At 38.0% G+C, this 20,736-nt stretch carries 19 protein-coding genes and 2 pseudogenes; all 21 read left to right on the plus strand.

Annotation, left to right across the window (positions count from 1 at the left end):
* Positions 1-2: 2 nt before the first annotated feature.
* The 21 genes and pseudogenes from LDX58_RS01915 (at position 3) to LDX58_RS02000 (ending at position 20,508) form a co-directional block, all read left to right on the plus strand.
* A complete protein-coding gene (locus LDX58_RS01915; protein WP_227935170.1) occupies positions 3-335 on the plus strand; it encodes a metal-sulfur cluster assembly factor in 333 nt (110 codons plus the stop codon).
* On the plus strand, positions 332-556 hold the full coding sequence (locus tag LDX58_RS01920; protein WP_227935171.1) for a hypothetical protein: 225 nt from the start codon (positions 332-334) through the stop codon (positions 554-556). The genes LDX58_RS01915 and LDX58_RS01920 overlap by 4 nt, the downstream gene beginning before the upstream one ends.
* Positions 556-1,197, plus strand: a complete 642-nt coding sequence (locus tag LDX58_RS01925; protein ID WP_227935172.1) for a Phenylacetic acid catabolic protein — start codon at positions 556-558, stop codon at positions 1,195-1,197. The genes LDX58_RS01920 and LDX58_RS01925 overlap by 1 nt, the downstream gene beginning before the upstream one ends.
* Positions 1,187-1,345: a PaaD-like zinc ribbon domain-containing protein gene (locus tag LDX58_RS26955; RefSeq protein WP_443627126.1), complete on the plus strand. Its 159-nt coding sequence runs from the start codon at positions 1,187-1,189 to the stop codon at positions 1,343-1,345. The genes LDX58_RS01925 and LDX58_RS26955 overlap by 11 nt, the downstream gene beginning before the upstream one ends.
* Before the next feature lie 16 nt (positions 1,346-1,361).
* Entirely contained in the window at positions 1,362-2,219 is an 858-nt protein-coding gene (locus LDX58_RS01930) for a 3-hydroxyacyl-CoA dehydrogenase NAD-binding domain-containing protein (RefSeq protein ID WP_227935173.1), read from the plus strand.
* On the plus strand, positions 2,212-2,964 hold the full coding sequence (locus LDX58_RS01935) for a 3-hydroxyacyl-CoA dehydrogenase family protein (protein ID WP_227935174.1): 753 nt from the start codon (positions 2,212-2,214) through the stop codon (positions 2,962-2,964). The genes LDX58_RS01930 and LDX58_RS01935 overlap by 8 nt, the downstream gene beginning before the upstream one ends.
* The gene (locus LDX58_RS01940) at positions 2,961-4,160 is read left to right on the plus strand and encodes a thiolase family protein (RefSeq protein ID WP_227935175.1); all 1,200 of its coding nucleotides are present in this window, start codon (positions 2,961-2,963) and stop codon (positions 4,158-4,160) included. Before LDX58_RS01935 ends, LDX58_RS01940 begins: the two co-directional genes overlap by 4 nt.
* Before the next feature lie 14 nt (positions 4,161-4,174).
* Positions 4,175-5,695, plus strand: a complete 1,521-nt coding sequence (locus LDX58_RS01945; RefSeq protein WP_227935176.1) for an aldehyde dehydrogenase family protein — start codon at positions 4,175-4,177, stop codon at positions 5,693-5,695.
* A gap of 64 nt (positions 5,696-5,759) precedes the next feature.
* Positions 5,760-6,557 (plus strand): enoyl-CoA hydratase/isomerase family protein, encoded by a 798-nt coding sequence (locus tag LDX58_RS01950; RefSeq protein WP_227935177.1) that lies wholly within the window; start codon positions 5,760-5,762, stop codon positions 6,555-6,557.
* 156 nt (positions 6,558-6,713) lie between these two features.
* Positions 6,714-8,288, plus strand: a complete 1,575-nt coding sequence (locus tag LDX58_RS01955) for a benzoate-CoA ligase family protein (protein WP_227935178.1) — start codon at positions 6,714-6,716, stop codon at positions 8,286-8,288.
* Between the two features lie 84 nt (positions 8,289-8,372).
* Positions 8,373-9,350 carry a beta-ketoacyl-ACP synthase III gene (locus LDX58_RS01960; protein WP_227935179.1) on the plus strand — a complete coding sequence of 326 codons (978 nt, stop codon included), beginning with the start codon at positions 8,373-8,375 and terminating at the stop codon, positions 9,348-9,350.
* Between the two features lie 651 nt (positions 9,351-10,001).
* Positions 10,002-11,369 (plus strand): sigma-54 interaction domain-containing protein, encoded by a 1,368-nt coding sequence (locus LDX58_RS01965; protein WP_227935180.1) that lies wholly within the window; start codon positions 10,002-10,004, stop codon positions 11,367-11,369.
* A 354-nt stretch (positions 11,370-11,723) separates the two neighbouring features.
* Positions 11,724-11,948 (plus strand): branched-chain amino acid transport system II carrier protein, encoded by a 225-nt coding sequence (locus LDX58_RS25725; RefSeq protein WP_265416517.1) that lies wholly within the window; start codon positions 11,724-11,726, stop codon positions 11,946-11,948.
* 34 nt (positions 11,949-11,982) lie between these two features.
* Positions 11,983-12,105, plus strand: a complete 123-nt coding sequence (locus LDX58_RS26555; RefSeq protein ID WP_372459059.1) for a hypothetical protein — start codon at positions 11,983-11,985, stop codon at positions 12,103-12,105.
* Between the two features lie 19 nt (positions 12,106-12,124).
* Positions 12,125-12,217 (plus strand): annotated as a pseudogene (locus tag LDX58_RS26560) (hypothetical protein); the annotation flags it as partial.
* A gap of 320 nt (positions 12,218-12,537) precedes the next feature.
* The gene (locus LDX58_RS01975) at positions 12,538-14,163 is read left to right on the plus strand and encodes an amidohydrolase (RefSeq protein WP_227935181.1); all 1,626 of its coding nucleotides are present in this window, start codon (positions 12,538-12,540) and stop codon (positions 14,161-14,163) included.
* Positions 14,164-14,262: 99 nt separating this feature from the next.
* Positions 14,263-15,438, plus strand: coding sequence for a M20 family metallopeptidase (locus LDX58_RS01980; protein WP_227935182.1), 1,176 nt, complete (start codon positions 14,263-14,265; stop codon positions 15,436-15,438).
* A gap of 88 nt (positions 15,439-15,526) precedes the next feature.
* Positions 15,527-16,957 (plus strand): YfcC family protein, encoded by a 1,431-nt coding sequence (locus LDX58_RS01985; RefSeq protein WP_227935183.1) that lies wholly within the window; start codon positions 15,527-15,529, stop codon positions 16,955-16,957.
* A gap of 755 nt (positions 16,958-17,712) precedes the next feature.
* A complete protein-coding gene (locus tag LDX58_RS01990) occupies positions 17,713-18,282 on the plus strand; it encodes an oligopeptide/dipeptide ABC transporter ATP-binding protein (RefSeq protein ID WP_227935184.1) in 570 nt (189 codons plus the stop codon).
* A gap of 23 nt (positions 18,283-18,305) precedes the next feature.
* Positions 18,306-18,554, plus strand: a pseudogene (locus LDX58_RS26565) (ATP-binding cassette domain-containing protein); the annotation flags it as partial.
* Positions 18,555-18,579: 25 nt separating this feature from the next.
* Complete coding sequence (locus LDX58_RS02000; protein WP_227935185.1) at positions 18,580-20,508, plus strand: amidohydrolase; 1,929 nt, start codon at positions 18,580-18,582, stop codon at positions 20,506-20,508.
* Positions 20,509-20,736 lie beyond the last annotated feature (228 nt).

The following is a 20,736-nucleotide window of genomic DNA, read 5'->3' on the forward strand; positions in this document are numbered from 1 at the left end:
TGATGAATGAAGCAACTATGAATGATGTGCCGACAAAGAAATATTGGGATGCATTAAAAGAAGTTATGGATCCGGAATTTCCGATAAGTGTAGTGGATATGGGATTGATCTATGAGATTACGAAAAAGGATAATAATTTAGAAGTGTTGATGACCTACACGTCTACTGGATGTGCTTGTATGCAATGGATTGAAAGCGATATCAAAGGACGTTTATTAAAGGAAGAGGAAATCGATGAAGTAGACATCCAAGTTGTTTGGGATCCACCATGGACAGTTAATAATTTAAGCGAAGAAGGTAAGAAAAAATTAAAGCATTGGGGGGTAAGTTCATGATCAATCAACCTGTCGAATATCTTCTCCTTACACGTATAAAACGAGGAGATGATTTAATCCAAGTTGGCTCGTTTAAAGCCGTTAGTGATGAATTAGCAAAGGTTTATGCCCAACATATTTATGATGAGGAAGATTGGGTAGAGATGCATATCGTACGGAAAGATGCTCTAGTAGGTGTACGAAGTCCAGAGCCATTATTTAATAAGGAAGGAGTGAGCTAATGTCGAACTCAAAAAACATTTCATTAGTGGAATTGGCAGAAACAATTGCAGATAACAAGTATATTTTAGGTGATAGATTAGTTGAAATTGGAATCAGTGGACCTACGCTTGAGTCAACGCTTTCGTCAATTGCGATGGCTCAACAAGAACTAGGTCATTCAAGATTAATTTATAGGTGGGCTTTCGATTTAAAAGGACTAAATGGTAGTAAGGTTGAAATAAAAGATCAAACAGGTAAAGCGTTTTCAACAAATGTAGAAACAAGCAATTGGATTGAATTAATCGCTGGGCTGTATACAACAAATGTTGCTATCGACTTAGTCATGCGTGCGATTATTGAATCTGATCATCCAGAGATTAATCCACCGTTTAGCAAAATGCTAAAAGAACAAAATGAACATCTTGTGTACTCAAAGAGCTGGTGTAAACAGCTTTTGAATGATAAGGGTTCAATCCCTAGAAGATTTAAGGAAGCGTACGAAAAAGCAACAAATGATGCTTTGAAGTGGTTAAATAAAGTAGAGAATGATCAACTTTTAATCTCTGAAAAAATGATTGCTGCCAACACGAATCTTGCATCAAATTTTAAGAGCCAGGTAGATGAACTATTAAATGATGGTGCTGTTACCAATGTCGGATAAAAACGTCAAATGCTCTTTCTGTTCATCAGATAAAGTAGAAAAAATCTCATCATTTGGTACAGCGCAACTAGTTAGACAATATTATTGTAACGATTGCAAGAGTGTCTTCGAGTATATTCGTTGGCAGGAAGAGCAACCGAATAAATGAAAGGTGTCGAATACTAATGGATCAGATTAAAAAAGTCGGGGTAGTCGGTTCTGGAACAATGGGAGCAGGAATTGTTCAGTTAATGGTTCAAAACGGCTATGCTGCAGTTATGTTCGATATCGATCAAGATACAGTAGAAAAAGCAAAAGCTGGAATCGAGTCCAAATTGGATCGTCTAGTGGAAAAGAAAAAAGTAAGCGCTGCAGAAATGAATTTAGCTAAAGAATTGTTAGAAGCGACAACGGATCTAAAAAAGTTTAAAGATTGTCAGTTAGTGATTGAAGCTGTACCTGAAAAAATAGAAATTAAGAGGTCGATATTTCAGCAATTGGAAGAAATTTGTTCTGAAAATACAATTTTAGCGACAAATACATCGTCTCTTTCCATTACTGAAATTTCTGGTACGGTGTCACATCCAAAAAGAGTGGCAGGATTTCACTTTTTTAATCCAGCGCCCGTAATGCCTTTAGTTGAAGTCGTACAAGGGTTAAAGACAGCGCCAGAGACCATTGAAGCACTTGTTCAATTTGCGAGTAATATTAATAAAAGTCCAGTTGTATGTAAAGACACTCCAGGATTTATAGTGAATCGTGTTGCTCGTCCTTTTTATAACGAAGCTTTACGTATCATGAACGATCAGGTTGCAAGTGTTGAACAAATTGATCGCATTATGAAAAAAGCAGGGAACTTCAAGATGGGACCTTTTGAACTTCAAGATTTAATAGGAATTGATATTAACTTTGCAACAACGAAATCGGTTCATGCCAGTTTTTATGGTGAAAGTCGATTTAGACCACATTATTATCAAGAACGTATGGTTCAGTCAGGAAACTTAGGTAGGAAAACGAAAGGAGGATTCTTTAGTTATGACTAGTAAATCTATTGTAGTTATAGGTGAAAACTTACTGGCTAAAGAACTTTTCGGAGCTCTCCAAAAAAGTGAGAAAGTCGAAGTGACCTTTAATCAATTTCCTATCAATCATCATGTTGATGTTGTGATTGAGACGACAAATCTTGATTTAGAGCAAAAGAAAAGTAATCTTCAAGGCATTGAATCACGAGTTTCCGCTCATACGTTAATGTTAACAACAACATTACATGTGACGGCAACAGAAGCAGCTTCTTGGTTAAGTCAACCTGAAAGACTAATAGGGTTTGGTACTTTCTCAAACTTCAATAATGGTGCTTTGATTGAGGTTGCTGCTCCATTGCAAGCGGATCCCGAGTATTTACAAGTGGCTACAAATACGTTTCAAGTAATAGGGCAGGAAACTGAAATTGTTGAGGATGAAGTAGGTTTAGTTTTCCCACGTATCCTTTCCTTAATTATTAATGAAGCGGCATTTGCATTAACGGAGGGGACGGCAGCTGTAGACGCCATTGATACAGCAATGAAAAAAGGGACGAATTATCCTTTAGGTCCACTAGAATGGGCTGAAAAAATAGGAATTGATGATGTCTATTCTGTTCTACTTGGGTTGTATAAGCAATTTGGTGAAGAACGCTATAGACCAGCACCGATGATCAAGAAACTTGTTCAAGCAGGCTGGGTTGGTGGTGAAACAGACAAGGGTTTCTATCACTACCAAAATCGTAAATCGAAGGAGTATTCAATATGAGGGAAGCAGTCATTATTGATGCTGTTCGCACACCGATTGGCAAAGTAAATGGTACGTTAACGAGCGTGCGGCCAGATGATTTAGCTGGTCATGCTATTAAACAATTATTAGCAAGGGTTAATGTTGATCCCGCGCTCATAGAAGACGTCTACTTTGGATGTGCGAATCAAGCAGGTGAGGACAATCGAAATGTCGCGAGAATGGGTTTATTGCTAGCCGGTGTCCCTCAAACGGTTCCTGGTGTTACAGTCAATAGATTGTGTGGTTCGGGATTAGATGCTATTAATCAAGCGTCGGCTGCGATTAAATCAGGTTTAGGGGATGTATTTATAGCAGGTGGAACTGAAAGTATGACTCGTGCTCCATATGTGATGATGAAACCACAGTTATCAAATGCCCGTGGGAATCAAACATTGCATGATACGACACTCGGTTGGCGTCTTGTTAATCCTAAGCTTGCAGAGATGTACCCACCGATCAGTCTTGGAGAAACGGCAGAGAATGTTGCAGATAAGTATGGTGTTTCAAGAGAACAACAAGATGAACTTGCTTTACTTAGTCAGCAAAAAGCTGCAGTTGCTATTGAAAGTGGTAGGTTTAAAGATGAAATTGTTCCTATTGAAGTTCCACAAAGAAAAGGGGACCCAATCATCTTTGATACAGACGAACATCCAAGAGCTGGAACTACATTGGAAACATTGTCAAAGCTTCGTCCCGTTTTCCGAGATGGAGGAACCGTTACAGCAGGAAATTCTTCGGGCATAAACGATGGTGCTAGTGCTGTCCTGATTATGGATAGAGAATTGGCTGAAAGCCTTGGCTTAAAACCAATTGCACGTATTGTCACATCTGCTGTAAGCGGTGTTGATCCATCTTATATGGGTGTTGGCCCAATTCCAGCCACTAAGAAAGCGCTTCAAAGAGCCGGACTATCAGTCGATGACATTGATTTAATTGAAATCAATGAGGCTTTTGCGGCACAGTCGGTCGCATGTATTAATGAGTTAGGCTTTGATATGGATAAAGTGAACGTTAATGGTGGAGCGATCGCTTTAGGTCATCCACTAGGATGCAGTGGATCAAGGATTTTAACGACACTTGTCCATGAGATGCAAAAACGTGATGTAAGGTATGGACTTGCAACTATGTGTATCGGTGTAGGTCAAGGAATTTCCACGATAATTGAGAAAGTATAAGGAGTGAGTGATACGTGATTAAAGATACAGTGGTAAAAAGTACAGTAATCAAAGATACGTACCAATTATTAATTAATGGTGAATACTCAAACAGTAGCAGTAATGAATTTTTTGAAACGTATAATCCTGCTACTGGAGAAGTGTTAGCAAAGGTAGCGAAAGCAACGAAAGAGGATGTAGACCGTACGGTAGAAGCTGCAAGAACGGCGTTTGAATCTGGAAAATGGCCAAGGACTTCTCATACGAAACGTGCAAGATTATTAAATAACATTGCAGCGATTATGAGAGACCGTTTTAAAGAACTTGTTGAAGCTGAAGTACTTAATAGCGGTAAAACAGTAGGGGCAGCGCAAGGTCAAATTACGCAAGCTATTGAAGACTTTGAGTTTTATGCAGGAACGATTGCAACATTTGGCGGTCGTACGAATCCAATGCCTAACGGATTTTTCAACTATACGTTAAAAGACCCAGTTGGAGTTTGTGCACAGATCATTCCTTGGAACTATCCATTGATGATGGCAGCCTGGAAGATTGCGCCGGCTCTAGCTGCTGGATGTACAGTTATATTAAAGCCTGCATCACATACACCAATCACTGCTTATATGCTTGCTGATATTTGCCATGAAGCTGGTGTTCCAGCAGGGGTTGTAAATGTTCTTACAGGAAGTGGTTCGGAAATCGGTCCATACTTAACTGAACATCCAGGTGTTGATAAAGTGGCATTTACTGGAGAAACAGAAACTGGTAAAGACATTATGGCTAAAGCATCTCAAACGTTAAAGCGTGTGACCCTGGAACTTGGCGGGAAATCACCAAGCATCGTGTTTGATGACTGTGACATCGATGGTGCTGTAGCTGGTTCAATTTATGGGATTTTCTATAACACAGGTCAATCTTGTGAAGCGCGTTCTAGACTTTTTGTTCATGAAAACATCTATGATGAATTTATAGAGAAATTTGTTGAAAAGGCAAAATTGTTAAAGGTTGGCGATCCTTTCAATAAAGAAACTCATATGGGAGCTTTAATCTCAGAGGGGCATGAAAAAGTCGTTGATAGTTATGTGAAAATAGCTGTTGAAGAAGGTGGAGAAGTCCTTTATGGAGGGAAACGTCCTGATGCTTCAGAGTTAGGTACAGAACTTGAAAATGGCCATTGGTATATGCCGACTATTATTGGCAATGTCACGAATGATATGAGAATCGCTCAAGAGGAAGTGTTTGGTCCTGTTGTTGTGGTCATGAAGTTTAGTGATGAAAAGGAAGTACTTAAGCAAGCAAATGACTCAATCTTTGGTTTAGGTTCCGCAGTTTGGACAAAGGATCATGGAAAAGCTCATCGTTTTGCTGCCGGATTACGTGCAGGAATTGTAATGGTTAACAACCCAATCTCCGCTTTCCCTGGTACACCATTTGGTGGCTATAAGCAATCTGGCTTTGGTCGAGAGTTAAGTGTGGAGACATTAGATTTGTATACAGAAACAAAGAGTGTTGTTTCATATATTGGTGAGCGTCCGTTAAATATTTTCGGGATTTAACCAAAGTTCTAATTTCTTAAGACAAAAAAAACTATTAAACAATTATAATTGGAGGAATGTTAAAATGACAACAGTTCAAACAGGTTCAAAAAATCTTACAGTGGTAAAAAATAATGGTATTGCAGAGGTACACATTCATGTGAATAAAACGAATTCTTACGATCTTGATTACTACAAAGAGTTAAACGCAGCAATTGATGATATCCGCTTCGATACAGACATTAAAGTAGCCGTACTATTAAGTGATATGCCGAAATTTTTCTCAGCTGGTGCGAACATTAACTTCTTAAAAGCATCTGAGCCACGCTTCAAAACTCAGTTCTGCTTATTCTGTAATGAAACTCTTGATAAGATTGCTCGTTCACCGCAAATTTGGATCGCTTGCTTAGAAGGGCATACAGTAGGTGGCGGTTTAGAAATGGCACTTGCTTGTGACCTACGTTTCATGGGTTCTGAAGCAGGTAAGATTGGTCTTCCAGAAATTACACTTGGTGTACTAGCAGGTACGGGTGGAACGCAACGCCTACTTCGTCAAGTTGGTCACTCTAAAGCACTAGATCTTAACCTAACAGGTGATACGCTTTCTCCACAAGAAGCATTAGATATTAGATTAGTGGACCGTGTCTTCCCACAAGAAGAAACAAGAGCTAAAACATTAGAATATGCTGAGAAAATTGCAAACAGTGCTACTTATGCAGCACAAAATATTAAACTATCGATCATGAATGGTAAAGAAATGCCGTTAAATGCAGCAATTCGTTACGAAGGTGAATTACAAAACTTATTATTCCGTTCAAATGATGCACAAGAAGGACTTAGCGCATTTATTGGAAAACGCGCTGCAGATTGGTCTGGACAGTAAAAAAACGGTAGGACCCGAAACGAAAGATCAAATTCAGGTTAGTCTTATTTTCAAGGTAAGAGCAAAGCTTTTACCTTGAAAATGTTAAGGCATCATCCGGACGAAAATCTCGTTTATGTGTCCTTCAATTATCATTTGTCATTGGGGGGGAACTAAGTGATAGAACCAGCATTAAATCTAAGAGGAATAAAAGAACATTACAATGCAGCTAGTCGCTTTATTGAAGATAATGTACGTAAAGGTTTAGGTAATAAAGTAGCGATCATCTTTGATGATGAGCAGTTAACCTATAATGATCTACTTCGTAGGGTGAATCAGTTTGGAAGCGCATTAAGGAATGTCGGTGTAGAAAGTGAAAATCGGATTTTATTGTTAACTTACGATTCCCCGGAATTTGCGGTTAGCTTCTTTGGAGCAATGAAAATTGGTGCCATTCCTATTCCGGTTAATACGATGTTGCAACCCAATGATTATGAGTACTTACTAAATAACAGTCGAGCAAAAGTTCTAGTTATTCATGAAGACTTTTGGGATGAAATTAAGGAAATAAGAGAGCGCTTTATTTATCTTAAACAAGTCATTGTTATTTCTGAAAACGTCTCGAAAAATACTGACGTAATTGACTTTCTTGAATTTATCGATTGTGCATCAGAAGATCTTGAGACCTATTATAGTACATCTGAGGATCCTGGTTTTTGGCTTTATAGTTCTGGAAGTACTGGGAATCCTAAAGGGGTCATTCATCATCAAAAAGGCATGGAAGTTGCCTTTGACAATTATGCAAAACAAGTGTTGCAAATAACAGAAAATGATACTACCTTTTCTGCCTCAAAACTTTTCTTTGCATATGGTTTAGGAAATGGAATGTACTTTCCGTTTGGAGCGGGAGGTACGGCTATTCTAATGAAAGAGAGACCTACTCCGGAAAAAGTTTTTGAAAAATTAATAGAATCTAAACCTACTATTTTCTTTGGAGTTCCTACTCTTTATGGTGCGATGATTAACTATGTTGAGAAGACTGGTATCGTTCCTGATCTGTCATCTGTAAGAGTTTGTGTCTCTGCTGGTGAAGCACTCCCTGGAACGTTTATGAGTAAATGGAAAGATCTTTTTGGTCTTGATATTCTTGATGGGATTGGTTCAACGGAAGCCTTGCACATCTTCTTGTCTAATCGGATGGGAGATATAAAAGCAGGCAGTACAGGGAAAATTGTACCTGGCTATGAAGCTAGGATTCTCAATGACCAAGCAATTGAAGTAGGACCTAATGAAATTGGGGATTTAGTTATTAAAGGTGAAAGTCTAACAGGTGGTTATTGGTGTAATCTAGAAGAAAATCATCGTAAGTTTTACGGCGAATGGATGCACACTGGAGATAAGTATTATCAAGATGAAGATGGGTATTTTTGGTACTCAGGTCGTTCAGACGACATGTTGAAAGTTGGGGGCATTTGGGTATCTCCAATTGAAATTGAAACCGTTTTATTTCAACATGAGAAAGTCCTCGAAGTGGCTGTTATTGGAAAGAAAACGGAAAACAATCTTGTCTTTCCAAAAGCATTTATTGTGTTGAAAGATGGAGTGACTCCTTCAGAAGAACTAAGTGATGAATTAAAATTATTTGTTAAAACGAACTTAGCTCCGTACAAATACCCGAGAGAGATTGAGTTTAAGGATGAATTACCAAAAACGGCAACAGGTAAAGTACAGCGTTTTAGATTAAGAGTTTAATGAATTGAACCAGTAAAAATAGCCAGGTACACTGGCTATTTTTATTAGGTGGTTAAGAATAAAATACAATGGAGGTGATTTAACATGGGTAAAGCTGTTATTAGTGGAGTAGGTTCGTATGTACCTTCAACCGTTATGACGAACCAAGATCTCGAAAAACAAATGGATACGTCACATGAATGGATCGTAACTCGAACGGGTATCCATGAAAGAAGAGTGATTGATGAAACAGAAAATACATCTGATCTGGCCTATAAAGCTAGTTTATTAGCACTAGAAGATGCTGGATTAGAGCCTAAGGATATTGATATGCTAATAGTAGCAACGGAAACTCCAGATCATATGTTTCCTCCCGTTGCAACTAAACTTCAAACGCTATTAGGTTGTAGGACCATTGGTGCTTATGATGTACATAGTACTTGTGTTGGTTTTATCTCCGCTTTACAAATCGCAGAACAGTTTACTAAAATCGGTAAAGCCAATCACGTGTTGGTAGTTGGGGCTGATGCTCTATCCAAAATTGTTGACTATACAGATCGTTCGACTGCTATTTTATTTGCCGACGGTGCTGGCGCCTTTGTCGTTTCTAGAGTGCTAGATACCAAATGTGAGGGGATAATCGATTCAACGATTCACTCTGATGGCCAGTATTACGAAGATTTATTTGTTACTGGTGGTTTAAGTCGTGAAAAAGACAAAAGTGATTACCGCGTCCCGAAAATTAAGATGAATGGAAATAAAATATTCAAATTAGCCGTTAATGCGATGTCGAGCAATGTAAAGGATTTAATAAAGAAAAATAATCTCCTTTACGATGACATTGATTGGTTAATTCCACATCAAGCTAATCAGAGAATCATAGATGCAGTGGCAAGAAATGTAGAGTTTCCTTCAGAAAAAGTAATTAGTAATATAAAATACTTTGGAAATAATTCAGCAGCGACCATTCCATTGGCATTTACGAAAGCGAGAGAAGAAGGAAAAATTAAGCGTGGCGATCGAATCGTGCTGACGGCTTTTGGTGGAGGACTAATTTGGGGTTCATTGCTTTTTCAATATTAAAGAATTAAAACACTTTAATCCATAAAAGGATTAGAGTGTTTTTCTTAGTTAGGAATGTTATAGAGCTTGTTCAAAAAGGGCGGTCTTCCCTTTTTGAACAAGCTCGAAGCAATGAGCGAAGCCACTGCAATGTTTTAAGTCGATCCGAGTGGTTTTCTCGGATCGACGCGCAGTGAGTGAAGCCATTGCAACGCCGCATTAGGAGAGAGGATACTAAATGTTTAAAAAGAGCGGTCTTCCCTTTTATACGAAAACTAAGGCGTAAGTCCCAGTTTTCATTCATCGTGGTGTTTGCTAAAACATGGGGGTTTTGAACAAGCTCTTATAAGTGCGTAATGTTAGTTTCATTTTCATAAATTTACCAGATAATAGAAGTGTGGATTAATTATTATTTGGTGGGATGATGAACAAAGGATAGAGTATAATCAAAGGTACTCATATTATTTACAGTCGAAAAGATGAATCTAGTGACTGTTTACTGCCAGGCTAATAGCTTAATCTACAAGTTTATATTTAAGTGATCTGAAATTTGGGATACCATGAAAGCCGATTGTTATAGCTGATTTAGAAGGTGAAAGTATAAACGCTATTTTTCTTAACTTTTTGAATTCTAATTGATATTATTACATTGAGAAGGAGGCTGAAATGTTCATGATTGATTTAGAAAATTTTGAGAACTTATCCAATTTTGATAATATTTTAGTTACCGATGAAAATGGAACAATCATTTTCTATGATTTAGCAGATTTAAATGTTTTAAAAGAACTTGATGTTAGGCCAGAAAATTTTTTAGGGAGAAAAATTACGACATTTTATAAAAACCTCACCAATGAAAATAGCACTGTGATGAGAGTGTTAAAAAGTGGCATTCCATTATGCAATGTAAAACAAGAAATGATCACAAAAAGAGGATTTGTGATTAACTCGATCAGCTCTACGTACCCGATAAAAGAGCAGGACAGGATAATTGGAGTAATTGAATTCGCAAAACACTATTATGCAAAAGAGAATATTCATTCTTTAGATAAATATGCTAGTAATAAAATTTACAGGAGAAATAATACAATCTACACAATTGATGACATCATCACTTCGAATCCGATCATGGAGTTGGTTAAAAGTAAAATTAACAAAGTTGCTAAGACGAATTCTACAGTATTAATATATGGTAGGACTGGTACTGGGAAGGAAATGGTCGCACAAGCAATACATAATTCGAGTGATAGATTTGATAAACCATTTATTTCATTAAACTGTGGTGCTATTCCCGAAAGTTTAATTGAAAGCACTCTTTTTGGGACAACGAAAGGTAGCTTTACTGGGTCGGAAGATGTGCCAGGGTTATTTGAACAAGCTGAAGGTGGCATGTTGTTCCTTGACGAAATTAATTCACTTAATATTAACTTGCAAGTAAAGCTTTTAAAAGCGATTGAGGAAAAGACAATCAGAAGAATCGGCGGTAAAAAGAATATAGGTTTAAATATAAGAGTCATTGCGGCAACCAATGAAGATCCTGAAGTATTACTAGAAGAAAATAGAATAAGGGAAGATTTATTTTATCGATTAGGAGTCGTACAGATTAATTTGCCTACATTAAAGGAGAGAAAAGAAGATATTAAGGTTTTACTTGATCATTATATAGAATTTTACAATAATAATATGAATCTATACATAGAGGATGTTCAAAAGGATGTTTTAGAGTGTTTTAAGAACTATAGCTGGCCGGGAAATATAAGAGAGCTTAAGAATGCGGTAGAAACCGCTTATAATAATGTATCCTCAAATGTAATTACAATTAATGATATACCTGATAGAATTACTAGCTTTCGTCAGACGTCAAAGATTGCAAATGCAGGGAGTGAAGTAAGATCATTGAAGGAATCTGTTGATGCCTATGAAAAAGAGATCATTGTTAGCGAATTGAATAAGGCAAACGGAGTAATAGCAGAAACTGCAAGGCGTTTAGGTACTTCTAAGCAATCATTAAAATATAAAATGGATAAATATAGATTGAGGTAAAAATATTTTTACTGAAGAGGGGGAAAATTTTCCCCCTCTTTTTCTTTAGTTTAATGTTTTTGTGGAAAATAATTCAAATAGATTTAACATTAGTTACTTCATAATTTGAATTTCGTATTTGGGTAGATTCATTATGATTCATGTTCATACAGCTCTATTAGTATAATTTATTCAAGGTGTTTTCATTAAATTAACTAAAAATTCACATGTTTTTAATATTTGGCATAGAAATTGCAAGTATGGAATTGAGAGTGGAAATCATTTTTAAATATTTAGGGTGGTGTTTAAGTATGAATAACGCTTTCCAATGAATCGTTATGAAAAAACTTAGCGAAAAAAACTTTAGCAAAGCGAATGAATAAGAATACGAGAGATAGTTTTATTTTTGGTTTTACGCTATTTTCGCTATTTTTCGGATCGAATTTGTTTTTCTCGCCGGCTATTGGACTTGTTTCAGGTGATAATTGGCCTATTGCATTGCTAGGTTTTTTTCTAGCAGGAATTGTGGTACCAGTATTAGCTATTATAGGAGTTTTAAATTCAGAAGGAAGATTTGAAATAACTAACAAAGCCTATTAGTTCAATGTTTTATAAGATTTTTAATCTGGTTGTGATGGTAGGAATCGGGATGACTGTCGGTATACCGCGAACAGCAGCCACGACACATGAGGTTGGTAGTCAGATATTATTTCCTCAAATTCCAGCAGTAGTTACAATGCTAGTATTTTTTCACTGAGCCTTTACATTACTTTACATTAGATAAATCGGACGTTATTGATGAAATTGGAAAATTTATGATACCAGCTTTGCTTGTCATTCTACTGTTTATCATCATTAAAGGAAATTAGATCCGATTGGAAAGCTAGTCGTAACTGAGCTAGATAGCCTATTTGTCTATTCTTTTATAAGCGCTTACGAAACAGGGGATCTTCTAACAGGTCTCTTATGTGCATCGATCTTTATTTCTGCAATTATTGGTAAAGGTTATACTGAAATATCTGATATAAGGAAAATAACGATATATGGTACTAGGGTTCATTTACAAATTTATTACTAAAAAATATGCGTATGAAGAAGTTCGTTCAGACTCTGTTAGGAAAAAGCAGTTAGAGGAAATCACATTAAAAAGTGTCATAACAAGCATAGCTATAATAAGAGGAGGCAAACAATGAACTTAATTAAAAATGGTGATTCTATATTCATTAATGGGAAAATCTTCACATCAAATAGAGAACAACCTAATGTTAGTGCCATGGTCGTACGTGATGGGAAAATTGTTTGGGTTGGAGAACAAGCAGAATTAGATGTAATGGATAGTGCTTGTATCGATCTTCAGGGGCGTCGAGTATTACCGGGATTGATTGATGCTCATTTACATCCGCTATACTTAGCAAATGCATCTAAGCAAATTGCTTGTACTCCGCCACTCGTTGATTCAATTGAAGATTTAAAACAACAAATTCGAAATCAATGTGAATCTCAACAAAAAGGTACGTGGATTGAATGTTGGGGATATGATGAAGGGAAATTGAATGAAAGACGGGCACCTACTCGCTGGGATTTAGACCAAGCAACAACAGAGTTTCCTGTCATTGTTACCCGTACTTGTGCTCATATTGCTTCTGTGAACAGTATCGCTTTGGAAATGGCCGGAATTAATAAAGACACTCCAAATCCTCCAGGTGGGCAAATTGATAAAGATGCTAATGGTGAACCAACAGGAGTACTACGTGAGAATGCAAAGGAGTTAATCGCAAAGGTCATGCCTGTTCAAACATTTGAGAATAATGCTACTGCTCTTGCTGAGCTAAGTCCACAGCTTCTTGCACATGGAATTACAGCGATAACGGAGTTAATGGCAAAAAGAGAGCCTGTCGATTATTTTGATTTGTACCAAAAAGCTCGTGAAAAAGGGCTCAAGCAGCGAACTGTTCTTTATTATATATGGGGAGATTTAAAGAGAGAATCCAACTTAGCTGAAGAAAAAAGATGTAGTGAAAACCCAATACACATTGGGGGGGTTAAGTTGTTCTCAGATGGAAGCGTTTCCGGTCAAACTGCATGGGTAAACCCGCCATTTAAAGGTGGGGATGAAATTTATGGGATAGCAATGACTTCTGAACAGGAGTTAATAGAGGCCGCTGAGGCAGCAAAACAAAACGATATTCAATTAGTTGTCCACGCAATGGGTGAGCAAGCAATTGATTTCATTATCGATACATTTTACGGCAAAAAAGGCTGGTTGAAGGATGCACCTTCAATTAGAATTGAGCATGCCTCTTTGCCAACGGATCAAGCCATTCAACGTGCAGCTGAAACGGGAATTGCTTTCGTTACCCAACCGATCTTCCTTTATGCAGAAATTGAAAGCTACCTTAACAATTTAGGGGCCGAGCGTACAAAGAAGTCATATCCAGTTAAATCAATGATAGAGGCAGGAGTTCCGGTAGCCTTTTCTTCAGATGCTCCAGCAACTGCTTGGGCGGATCCGGTGAATCCATTTGTTGGAATGAAATCTGCTGTTACGCGGTTTGCCTATGACAATACAGATACCGGTCAAGATGAACGAGTAGATGTTGAAACAGCCATTACTCTATATACTCGAGCTGCTCAAGAAATTACAAGAATTCCAGAAGTAGGACAGCTAGTACCAGGTTATCATGCTGACTTTATTGTTCTTGATCAAGATATTCTTGAGATCAACCCTGAGAAGATTGATGAAATACGCGTAGAAGAAACTTATATGAGCGGAAGCTTGGTTTATGAAAAGAGTAAGGATAAAGTATTGCGATAAGATCGAATATTTTGAAATGAGCAAAGACATCCCTTTTAAATTTATTGATTAGTAGATGAAGTTAATTTATATAGCTTCTAATTATTGAGGAGGATAAAAATGTTTACTCAAACATTAAAAAAGGCAGCAGAAAGCGTGAAAAAAGATGTGATTGAATGGAGACGTCACCTTCATCAAAACCCTGAATTATCTTACCATGAAGAAAAAACTTCACAATTTGTCTACGAAACACTTCTATCATTTGGCAATCTAGAGGTTACACGCCCTACAAAATATAGTGTCATGGCGCGCTTAATTGGAGATAGACCTGGGAAAACATTGGGCATTCGTGCAGATATGGATGCATTACCGATTGAAGAAGAGAATTCATTGGAGTTCTCTTCACAAGTACCAGGGGTTATGCATGCTTGTGGTCATGATGGTCATACGGCCATGCTTCTTGGAACAGCCAAAGTTCTATCTGGTATGAAAGAAAAAATCAATGGAGAAATACGTTTTTTCTTTCAACATGCAGAGGAGCACTTTCCAGGAGGAGCGCAAGAAATGGTAGAGGCTGGCGTCATGGAAGGTGTCGATATGGTTATTGCGGCGCACCTAATGTCTAATCTCGAGATTGGCAAGGTTGGTATTGCTTATGGCCCAATGATGGCAGCAACGGATGGTTTTTGGATTACGATCAATGGAAAAGGCGGTCATGGTGGAATGCCACACCAAGCGATTGATAGCATAGCGATCGGGGCTCAAGTGGTCACCAATCTTCAGCATATTGTTTCGAGAAATACGGACCCTTTAGATAACCTTGTCCTTTCAATAGGCAAGTTTGTTGGAGGAGAGGCAGGCAACGTGGTTGCAAATTCTGTGGAAATTAATGGAACGGTACGTAGTTTTGATGTGAAGTTCCGGAAAATCGTACCAGAACTTATGGAACGAGTAGTAAAGGGGATTACAGATGCACATGGTGCTTCGTATGAATTAAAGTATCAATGTGGATATCTACCGGTAATTAACGATGAGAAAATGACACAAACCATTGAAGAGACAGTCCGTGACGTTTATGGAGATGAAGCGGTAGAAATCCAAAGACCTAATATGGGGGCTGAAGATTTTTCTGCATTTCAACAAAAGGCTCCAAGTGCCTTTTTCTGGATTGGAGCAGGGAATGAAGAAAAGGAGATCACCTATCCACATCATCATCCTCGCTTTGATATTGATGAAGATTCATTGGAATATGGGGTGAACATTTTTGTCAACTCAGTATTTAAATTTTTGTCATAGTAGTCAAACAAAATGAATTCGATTTAAAATATCTATTTTGAAGTTCAAGTCTTATGTTACTTAGAAAAAGTAGGAAGAGGAGAAATGAATGGGAAATGCATTGCGTAAAGAAGTCAACGAAGGTGTTACACCCAAACCTGAGAGAAAGTGGTTAAGACTTCCTCATGTTTATGTTATTTTAGTTTTGATGCTAATATTAGCGTATGTAGCTACATTATTAGTGCCAAAAGGTCAATTTGAACGAGTAGAAGGTCCAACAGGAGCAGCTCTCATAGTACCGAACACATTTCAGTATATAGAACAGCCGAATTTAACAGGTTTTGATCTAATGTTTTCAATCCCTACCGGAATGGTTCAAGCGAGTGAGATCATTTTTGGGGGATTAATGATAGGGGCATTATTTGTTGTTCTAGAACGAACAGGTTTGCTATCATTAGTTCTCCAAAAAGTTATTGCAACATTTAGTAAAAAAAGAATTTTCGTTATACCTGCAATGATGTTACCTATGGCTGTTTTTACGACATTTACAGGTGCTATGGAGCTTGCGCTTATTTACGTTCCGATCATGATCCCGTTAATATTGAAAATGGGATATGACCGGTTCACAGCTACTGCCATGGTTCTCGTAAGTACTAGCGCTGGCTTTTCTGTTGCTCTTACAGCACCAGCAACAGTTGGACTTGCCCAACGATTATCGGATCTGCCATTATATTCAGGGATCGAATATCGTGCGGTTATTTTAGCGGTTGTTGTTGCTATAGGGGTTTGGTATGTGTGGAAATATGCTAGGAAAATTGAACGAGATGCCACACTCGGCTTTTTATATGGTGATGGGCTAGATGCTCAATATATAAATGATGAAGAGGAAGTAATTACGAAGGTATCAAAAAGAAATATGATTGCTATAGCCTTCTTAGCTACGGGAATGGGTATCATGATATATGGCTTGTTAAATTGGGGATGGTATTTTATTGAGATTGGCGGTTGGTACGCTTTTATGAGTATTGTCCTCGGTTTTATTTGTGGAATGAATGCAAGTAGCATTGCTGAAGCATTTAATGAAGGTTTTAAGAAAATGATCGTTGCTGTTGTGGTCATCGGATTATCACGATCCATTTCAGTTGTTCTCCAAGAAGGAAATATATTAGATACTATAGTACATGGTATAAGTGAAGTGGTAAGCGGAATGCCTACGGCTCTTACAGCTATTGTAATGATGGTGGTACAAGGGTTGTTTAACTTCCTAGTAGGTTCTGGAAGTGGACAAGCTATGATTACGATGCCTATCATGACTGGCTTATCTGATTTACTCGGCGTCTCAAGGCAAACTGCAGTACTTGCTTTTCAGTTTGGCGATGGTTTTACTAACCTCATTTACCCAGTTAGTCTGGTTTTGGCTATTTTAGCCATGGCCCAGATACCTTTTACGAAATGGCTTCGCTTTATTACACCGCTACTCTTTCTGTGGTTAACGGTCGCTGCCATCTCGCTCATTATCGTCGAGTTTATAGGATGGTAAATGTAATATATTGTCGAAAAGACCTCGGACTAACCGAGGTCTTTTTAGTCTTTTCGGTAAAGAAATTTTTACTATAAGGGGAAAATTTCCCCCTATAATTAATGTTTTTAACAAAAATAAAATTAAATATTCGAAAAAAACACAATATTCTTTAATGTTTTTTTGTGTAAAAGACATTGTTTTGGGCAGTTAAGTAGTTTAGCAAGAAAGGGATATAAAAAACTGGTACAAAGTTTGCATTATAACTTATTGAAGGCTTAGGAAGGAGGATGAAAAAAAGAGATAGGAAGTTGTAATGTAGAAGTGTTTCGAGTTGTCTAGATTAACACAAGGACATTAAAGGGGGAAGAATACTGTTACTAAAGTTAATCAAATAAGTATTTATTTTTAAGGGGGAGGAATATAAAGATGATTTGTATGTGCTACCTAAAATGACAAACAAATAAATTTGGTTTATTTAGTCAATCGAAATCACATTTTTTTCAATAATTGTGAAGGGAAACATGAATGGATAATCTGTAGAGAGGCTAGTATCTAAAATAGTTAGGAAATTCATCATAGTTAGTTAATTTAAGATTTGTTATTGATTGTTCATTGATGAAATTGGGGGATTTACTTCGTAGTATTCTTATTTATTAAAGTAGATTTAGATTCACTTTTTCATTTCTAAATTTATTCCCAGATCTTGTTTTGCAGTGAACCAGTTTTTTAATAATAATTGGATTGCCTAATTTTGAAGAAAGTGTGGTGAAAATATGAAGAATTTATTGGAGGTTGTTAATTTACAAACGGCGTTTAAAACAGATGAAAGTGAAGTGGTTTCTGTTGATGATGTAAGTTTCGCTCTTAAGCCGGGAGAAACCATTGGTATAGTTGGAGAATCTGGCTGTGGAAAAAGTGTTCAAGCGCAAATTTTAGATATGATGAAAAAATTACGCGAAGAAACCGGAACAGCCATTATGTTGATTACTCATGATTTGGGTGTCATCGCTGAGATGGCCGATAAAGTGATCGTCATGTACGCTGGACAAGTGGTAGAGGAAGCCGATGTATATACATTATTTGAGTCATCCAAACACCCTTATACGCAAGGGTTGATGACATCCATTCCACATATTGATTATGAAGCGAATGAACGTCTTGTTTCTATAGCTGGAAACGTACCATCACTGAAACGAATGCCAAAGGGGTATCGTTTTCAAACGCGTTGTTCATATGTAACTGATCGTTGCTTAAAGGAACAGCCACCAATGTTTCTATCGGGTAAAGATCATTGGTCTAGATGTTGGTTGAACGAGGCAGATCAAAAGGTCACTACTGGATGATGGAAAGGAGATAGACCGTGAGTATTCAAGAATTATCACAATCAGAACCACTTTTAAGAGTGGAACAATTGAAAACCTATTATCCTATTAAAAAAGGGATATTTTAAAAAACGGTGGGGCAAGTGAAGGCTATTGACGGAGTCGATTTTTCTATTTATCCGGGAGAAACGTTAGGATTAGTAGGCGAATCAGGATGTGGAAAATCAACACTTGGAAAAACGTTGCTAGGGTTGGAATCACCAACGGAGGGGAAAGTTTTTTTTCAAGGTAAATGATGAAATTGAGGAGGCGTTGAACATGGTAAAGAAGACTTTTATCTTTTTATTTATTGTCTGTCTCATTGGAAGTATGGGAACGAATTGGGGAACGATGGCCATTACTCAGGATGAAGTAGCAGATCTAGTTTTTGAAAATGGTGAAATTTATACAGTTGATAAGGAGCGGAGTTGGGCTGAAGCTGTAGCTGTAAAAGATGGAGTTATTGCTTACGTGGGAAGCAATGAAGGGGTGGCTCCTTTCAAAGGACCAGATACAGAAGTAGTGGATCTTAAAGGGAAAATGGTCACACCAGGGATCATTGATAGTCATAACCACGCTTATTTAATGGCAGAAAGTTTATTCTGGCTCGACTTGAACCCTTACCGAACGGTAGAGGAATACCAGCAGGGCATTAAACAATACTTAGAAGAAAACTCAGAACTTGAGCAGTTACGCGGAGTTGGCTTTAGAGAGGCTCTCGTTACGAACCATCCAAGCGGGCTTTTGCCGAAGGAATTGTTGGACGAGGTGGTCTCTGATATTCCTGCTGTTTTTATTACAAATGGTCATCATGATATTTGGGTTAACTCGAAAGCGTTGGAGTTGGCCGGTATTGACAAAGACACCCCTGACCCACAGGGAGGCATGATCGATCGCGATCCTGAAACAGGAGAACCAACAGGGATTTTGCGCGAATTTTCTGCTCAAAACTTAGTGATCGATGAGCTACCTCAGCCAGATTTCACGGTGGAAGAGTACGAAGAAGCCCTCCTGGCATTTCAGGAAGCTGCGGCAATGAGAGGGACGACATCTGTGTTTGTGCCTATTCATTACCCGACTGAGTCTCTCCTTCAGGCATTTCAGAAACTTGATGATACCAAACAGTTGACGGTACGATATGATTTAGGCTTATGGGCAGATGAAACGAAAGGAGCAGATCAAATTGATACATTTATTGAAATGCGTGATAAATATCAAGGAGAGCTGTTTAATATAACATCTATTAAAATCTTTGCAGATGGTCACGGCCATCTTGTCTGGGAGCAAGATGATTTAGAGGAAACGTTCGCTGCTTTGGATAAGGAAAAATTCCGCATCTATATTCACGCGATTGGTAATATGGACATTGATCCCGTTGGTTACTCCCTGGATGCCATCGAGTATGCGTTTGAACAAAATGGCATAAGAGATGCACGCCACGCTATTACCCATGTTCCTTGGGTCAAAGAAGAGGATCTAGCTCGTTTTAAGGATTTAGGGGTCATCCCTATTGGCCAACCGGCTTGGTTCCATCGTGACAGAGGAGCAACTACGGAAGAAGAGTTTGAAAACTTGAACCGTCTGAAGAGCTATTTTGAAGCTGGTATTCCATTTGTCTCCTCTAGTGATTATCCTGTTTCTGATTTTTGGCCTCTTGAGGGAATAGAAGTAGGGATGACAAGACTTCCTCCAAGCGAAACCAACCTTGACAAAGTGTTATGGCCTAAAGAAAGAGCGTCCCTAGAGGAAATGTTATCAAGTTATACGATCAGCGGAGCTCACGCCATTTTCTTAGAAGAGGAGATAGGTTCGATTGAGGTAGGCAAAAAAGCCGATTTAACCGTTATTGAAAAAAACCTATTTGATCTTCCAGTCACTGATATTAGCGAAACGAAGATTTTAATGACATTGTTTGAAGGACAGGAAGTATTTCGTCATCCGTCTTTCATCAGTGCAACTGACATAAAAGTAGCGATTGACCGTTTCGAAGCAGAAGGAGAATTTAAGAACCATGGTGTTGCTCGCTCCCTCCAGGCACAGCTGAGTAATGCAGAACGTTTTGAGGAAAGAGAAGAAGCTGAAAAACTAGTCAAGCATGTTCAGGACTTTCAGCAGCTGCTAGAAAAGCATAAAAACAATGGTTTGATGTCAGAAACAGCTTATAACTACCTGAAATCTAGTGCTGATGCGTTAATTGAAAAATGGTAGAATTGTGTGTTGTGAGTGGTTAACGCTTCTCTCTATTAAATCGAAGAAGAGGCGCCCATATTAGTATAATTAAAACAACTCACTGTTAATTATGTTTTGACTGTGAGGAGGGCACCGCTCCCCCTAAAGCACTATAGGGCACTAAAAAAGGTACAATTTTCACCTTTTTCAGTGGTTTGAGCACTATATACAGGGGGCGGGTACCATTGGTACCGACCCCCGAAAGTT

Origin of the sequence: Alkalihalobacillus deserti (assembly GCF_020734105.1) — a bacterium.
In the GTDB taxonomy this organism is placed as follows: Bacteria; Bacillota; Bacilli; order Bacillales; family Bacillaceae_D; genus Halalkalibacter; species Halalkalibacter deserti.

Bases quoted from the DNA above. Each gene is read 5' to 3' on its own strand.
- LDX58_RS01915 (WP_227935170.1), top strand. From the start codon at position 3: ATGAATGAAGCAACTATGAATGATGTGCCGACAAAGAAATATTGGGAT.
- LDX58_RS01920 (WP_227935171.1), top strand. From the start codon at position 332: ATGATCAATCAACCTGTCGAATATCTTCTCCTTACACGTATAAAACGA.
- LDX58_RS01925 (WP_227935172.1), top strand. From the start codon at position 556: ATGTCGAACTCAAAAAACATTTCATTAGTGGAATTGGCAGAAACAATT.
- LDX58_RS26955 (WP_443627126.1), top strand. From the start codon at position 1,187: ATGTCGGATAAAAACGTCAAATGCTCTTTCTGTTCATCAGATAAAGTA.
- LDX58_RS01930 (WP_227935173.1), top strand. From the start codon at position 1,362: ATGGATCAGATTAAAAAAGTCGGGGTAGTCGGTTCTGGAACAATGGGA.
- LDX58_RS01935 (WP_227935174.1), top strand. From the start codon at position 2,212: ATGACTAGTAAATCTATTGTAGTTATAGGTGAAAACTTACTGGCTAAA.
- LDX58_RS01940 (WP_227935175.1), top strand. From the start codon at position 2,961: ATGAGGGAAGCAGTCATTATTGATGCTGTTCGCACACCGATTGGCAAA.
- LDX58_RS01950 (WP_227935177.1), top strand. From the start codon at position 5,760: ATGACAACAGTTCAAACAGGTTCAAAAAATCTTACAGTGGTAAAAAAT.
- LDX58_RS01960 (WP_227935179.1), top strand. From the start codon at position 8,373: ATGGGTAAAGCTGTTATTAGTGGAGTAGGTTCGTATGTACCTTCAACC.
- LDX58_RS01965 (WP_227935180.1), top strand. From the start codon at position 10,002: ATGATTGATTTAGAAAATTTTGAGAACTTATCCAATTTTGATAATATT.
- LDX58_RS25725 (WP_265416517.1), top strand. From the start codon at position 11,724: ATGAATAAGAATACGAGAGATAGTTTTATTTTTGGTTTTACGCTATTT.
- LDX58_RS26555 (WP_372459059.1), top strand. From the start codon at position 11,983: ATGGTAGGAATCGGGATGACTGTCGGTATACCGCGAACAGCAGCCACG.
- LDX58_RS01975 (WP_227935181.1), top strand. From the start codon at position 12,538: ATGAACTTAATTAAAAATGGTGATTCTATATTCATTAATGGGAAAATC.
- LDX58_RS01980 (WP_227935182.1), top strand. From the start codon at position 14,263: ATGTTTACTCAAACATTAAAAAAGGCAGCAGAAAGCGTGAAAAAAGAT.
- LDX58_RS01985 (WP_227935183.1), top strand. From the start codon at position 15,527: ATGGGAAATGCATTGCGTAAAGAAGTCAACGAAGGTGTTACACCCAAA.
- LDX58_RS01990 (WP_227935184.1), top strand. From the start codon at position 17,713: ATGAAGAATTTATTGGAGGTTGTTAATTTACAAACGGCGTTTAAAACA.
- LDX58_RS02000 (WP_227935185.1), top strand. From the start codon at position 18,580: ATGGTAAAGAAGACTTTTATCTTTTTATTTATTGTCTGTCTCATTGGA.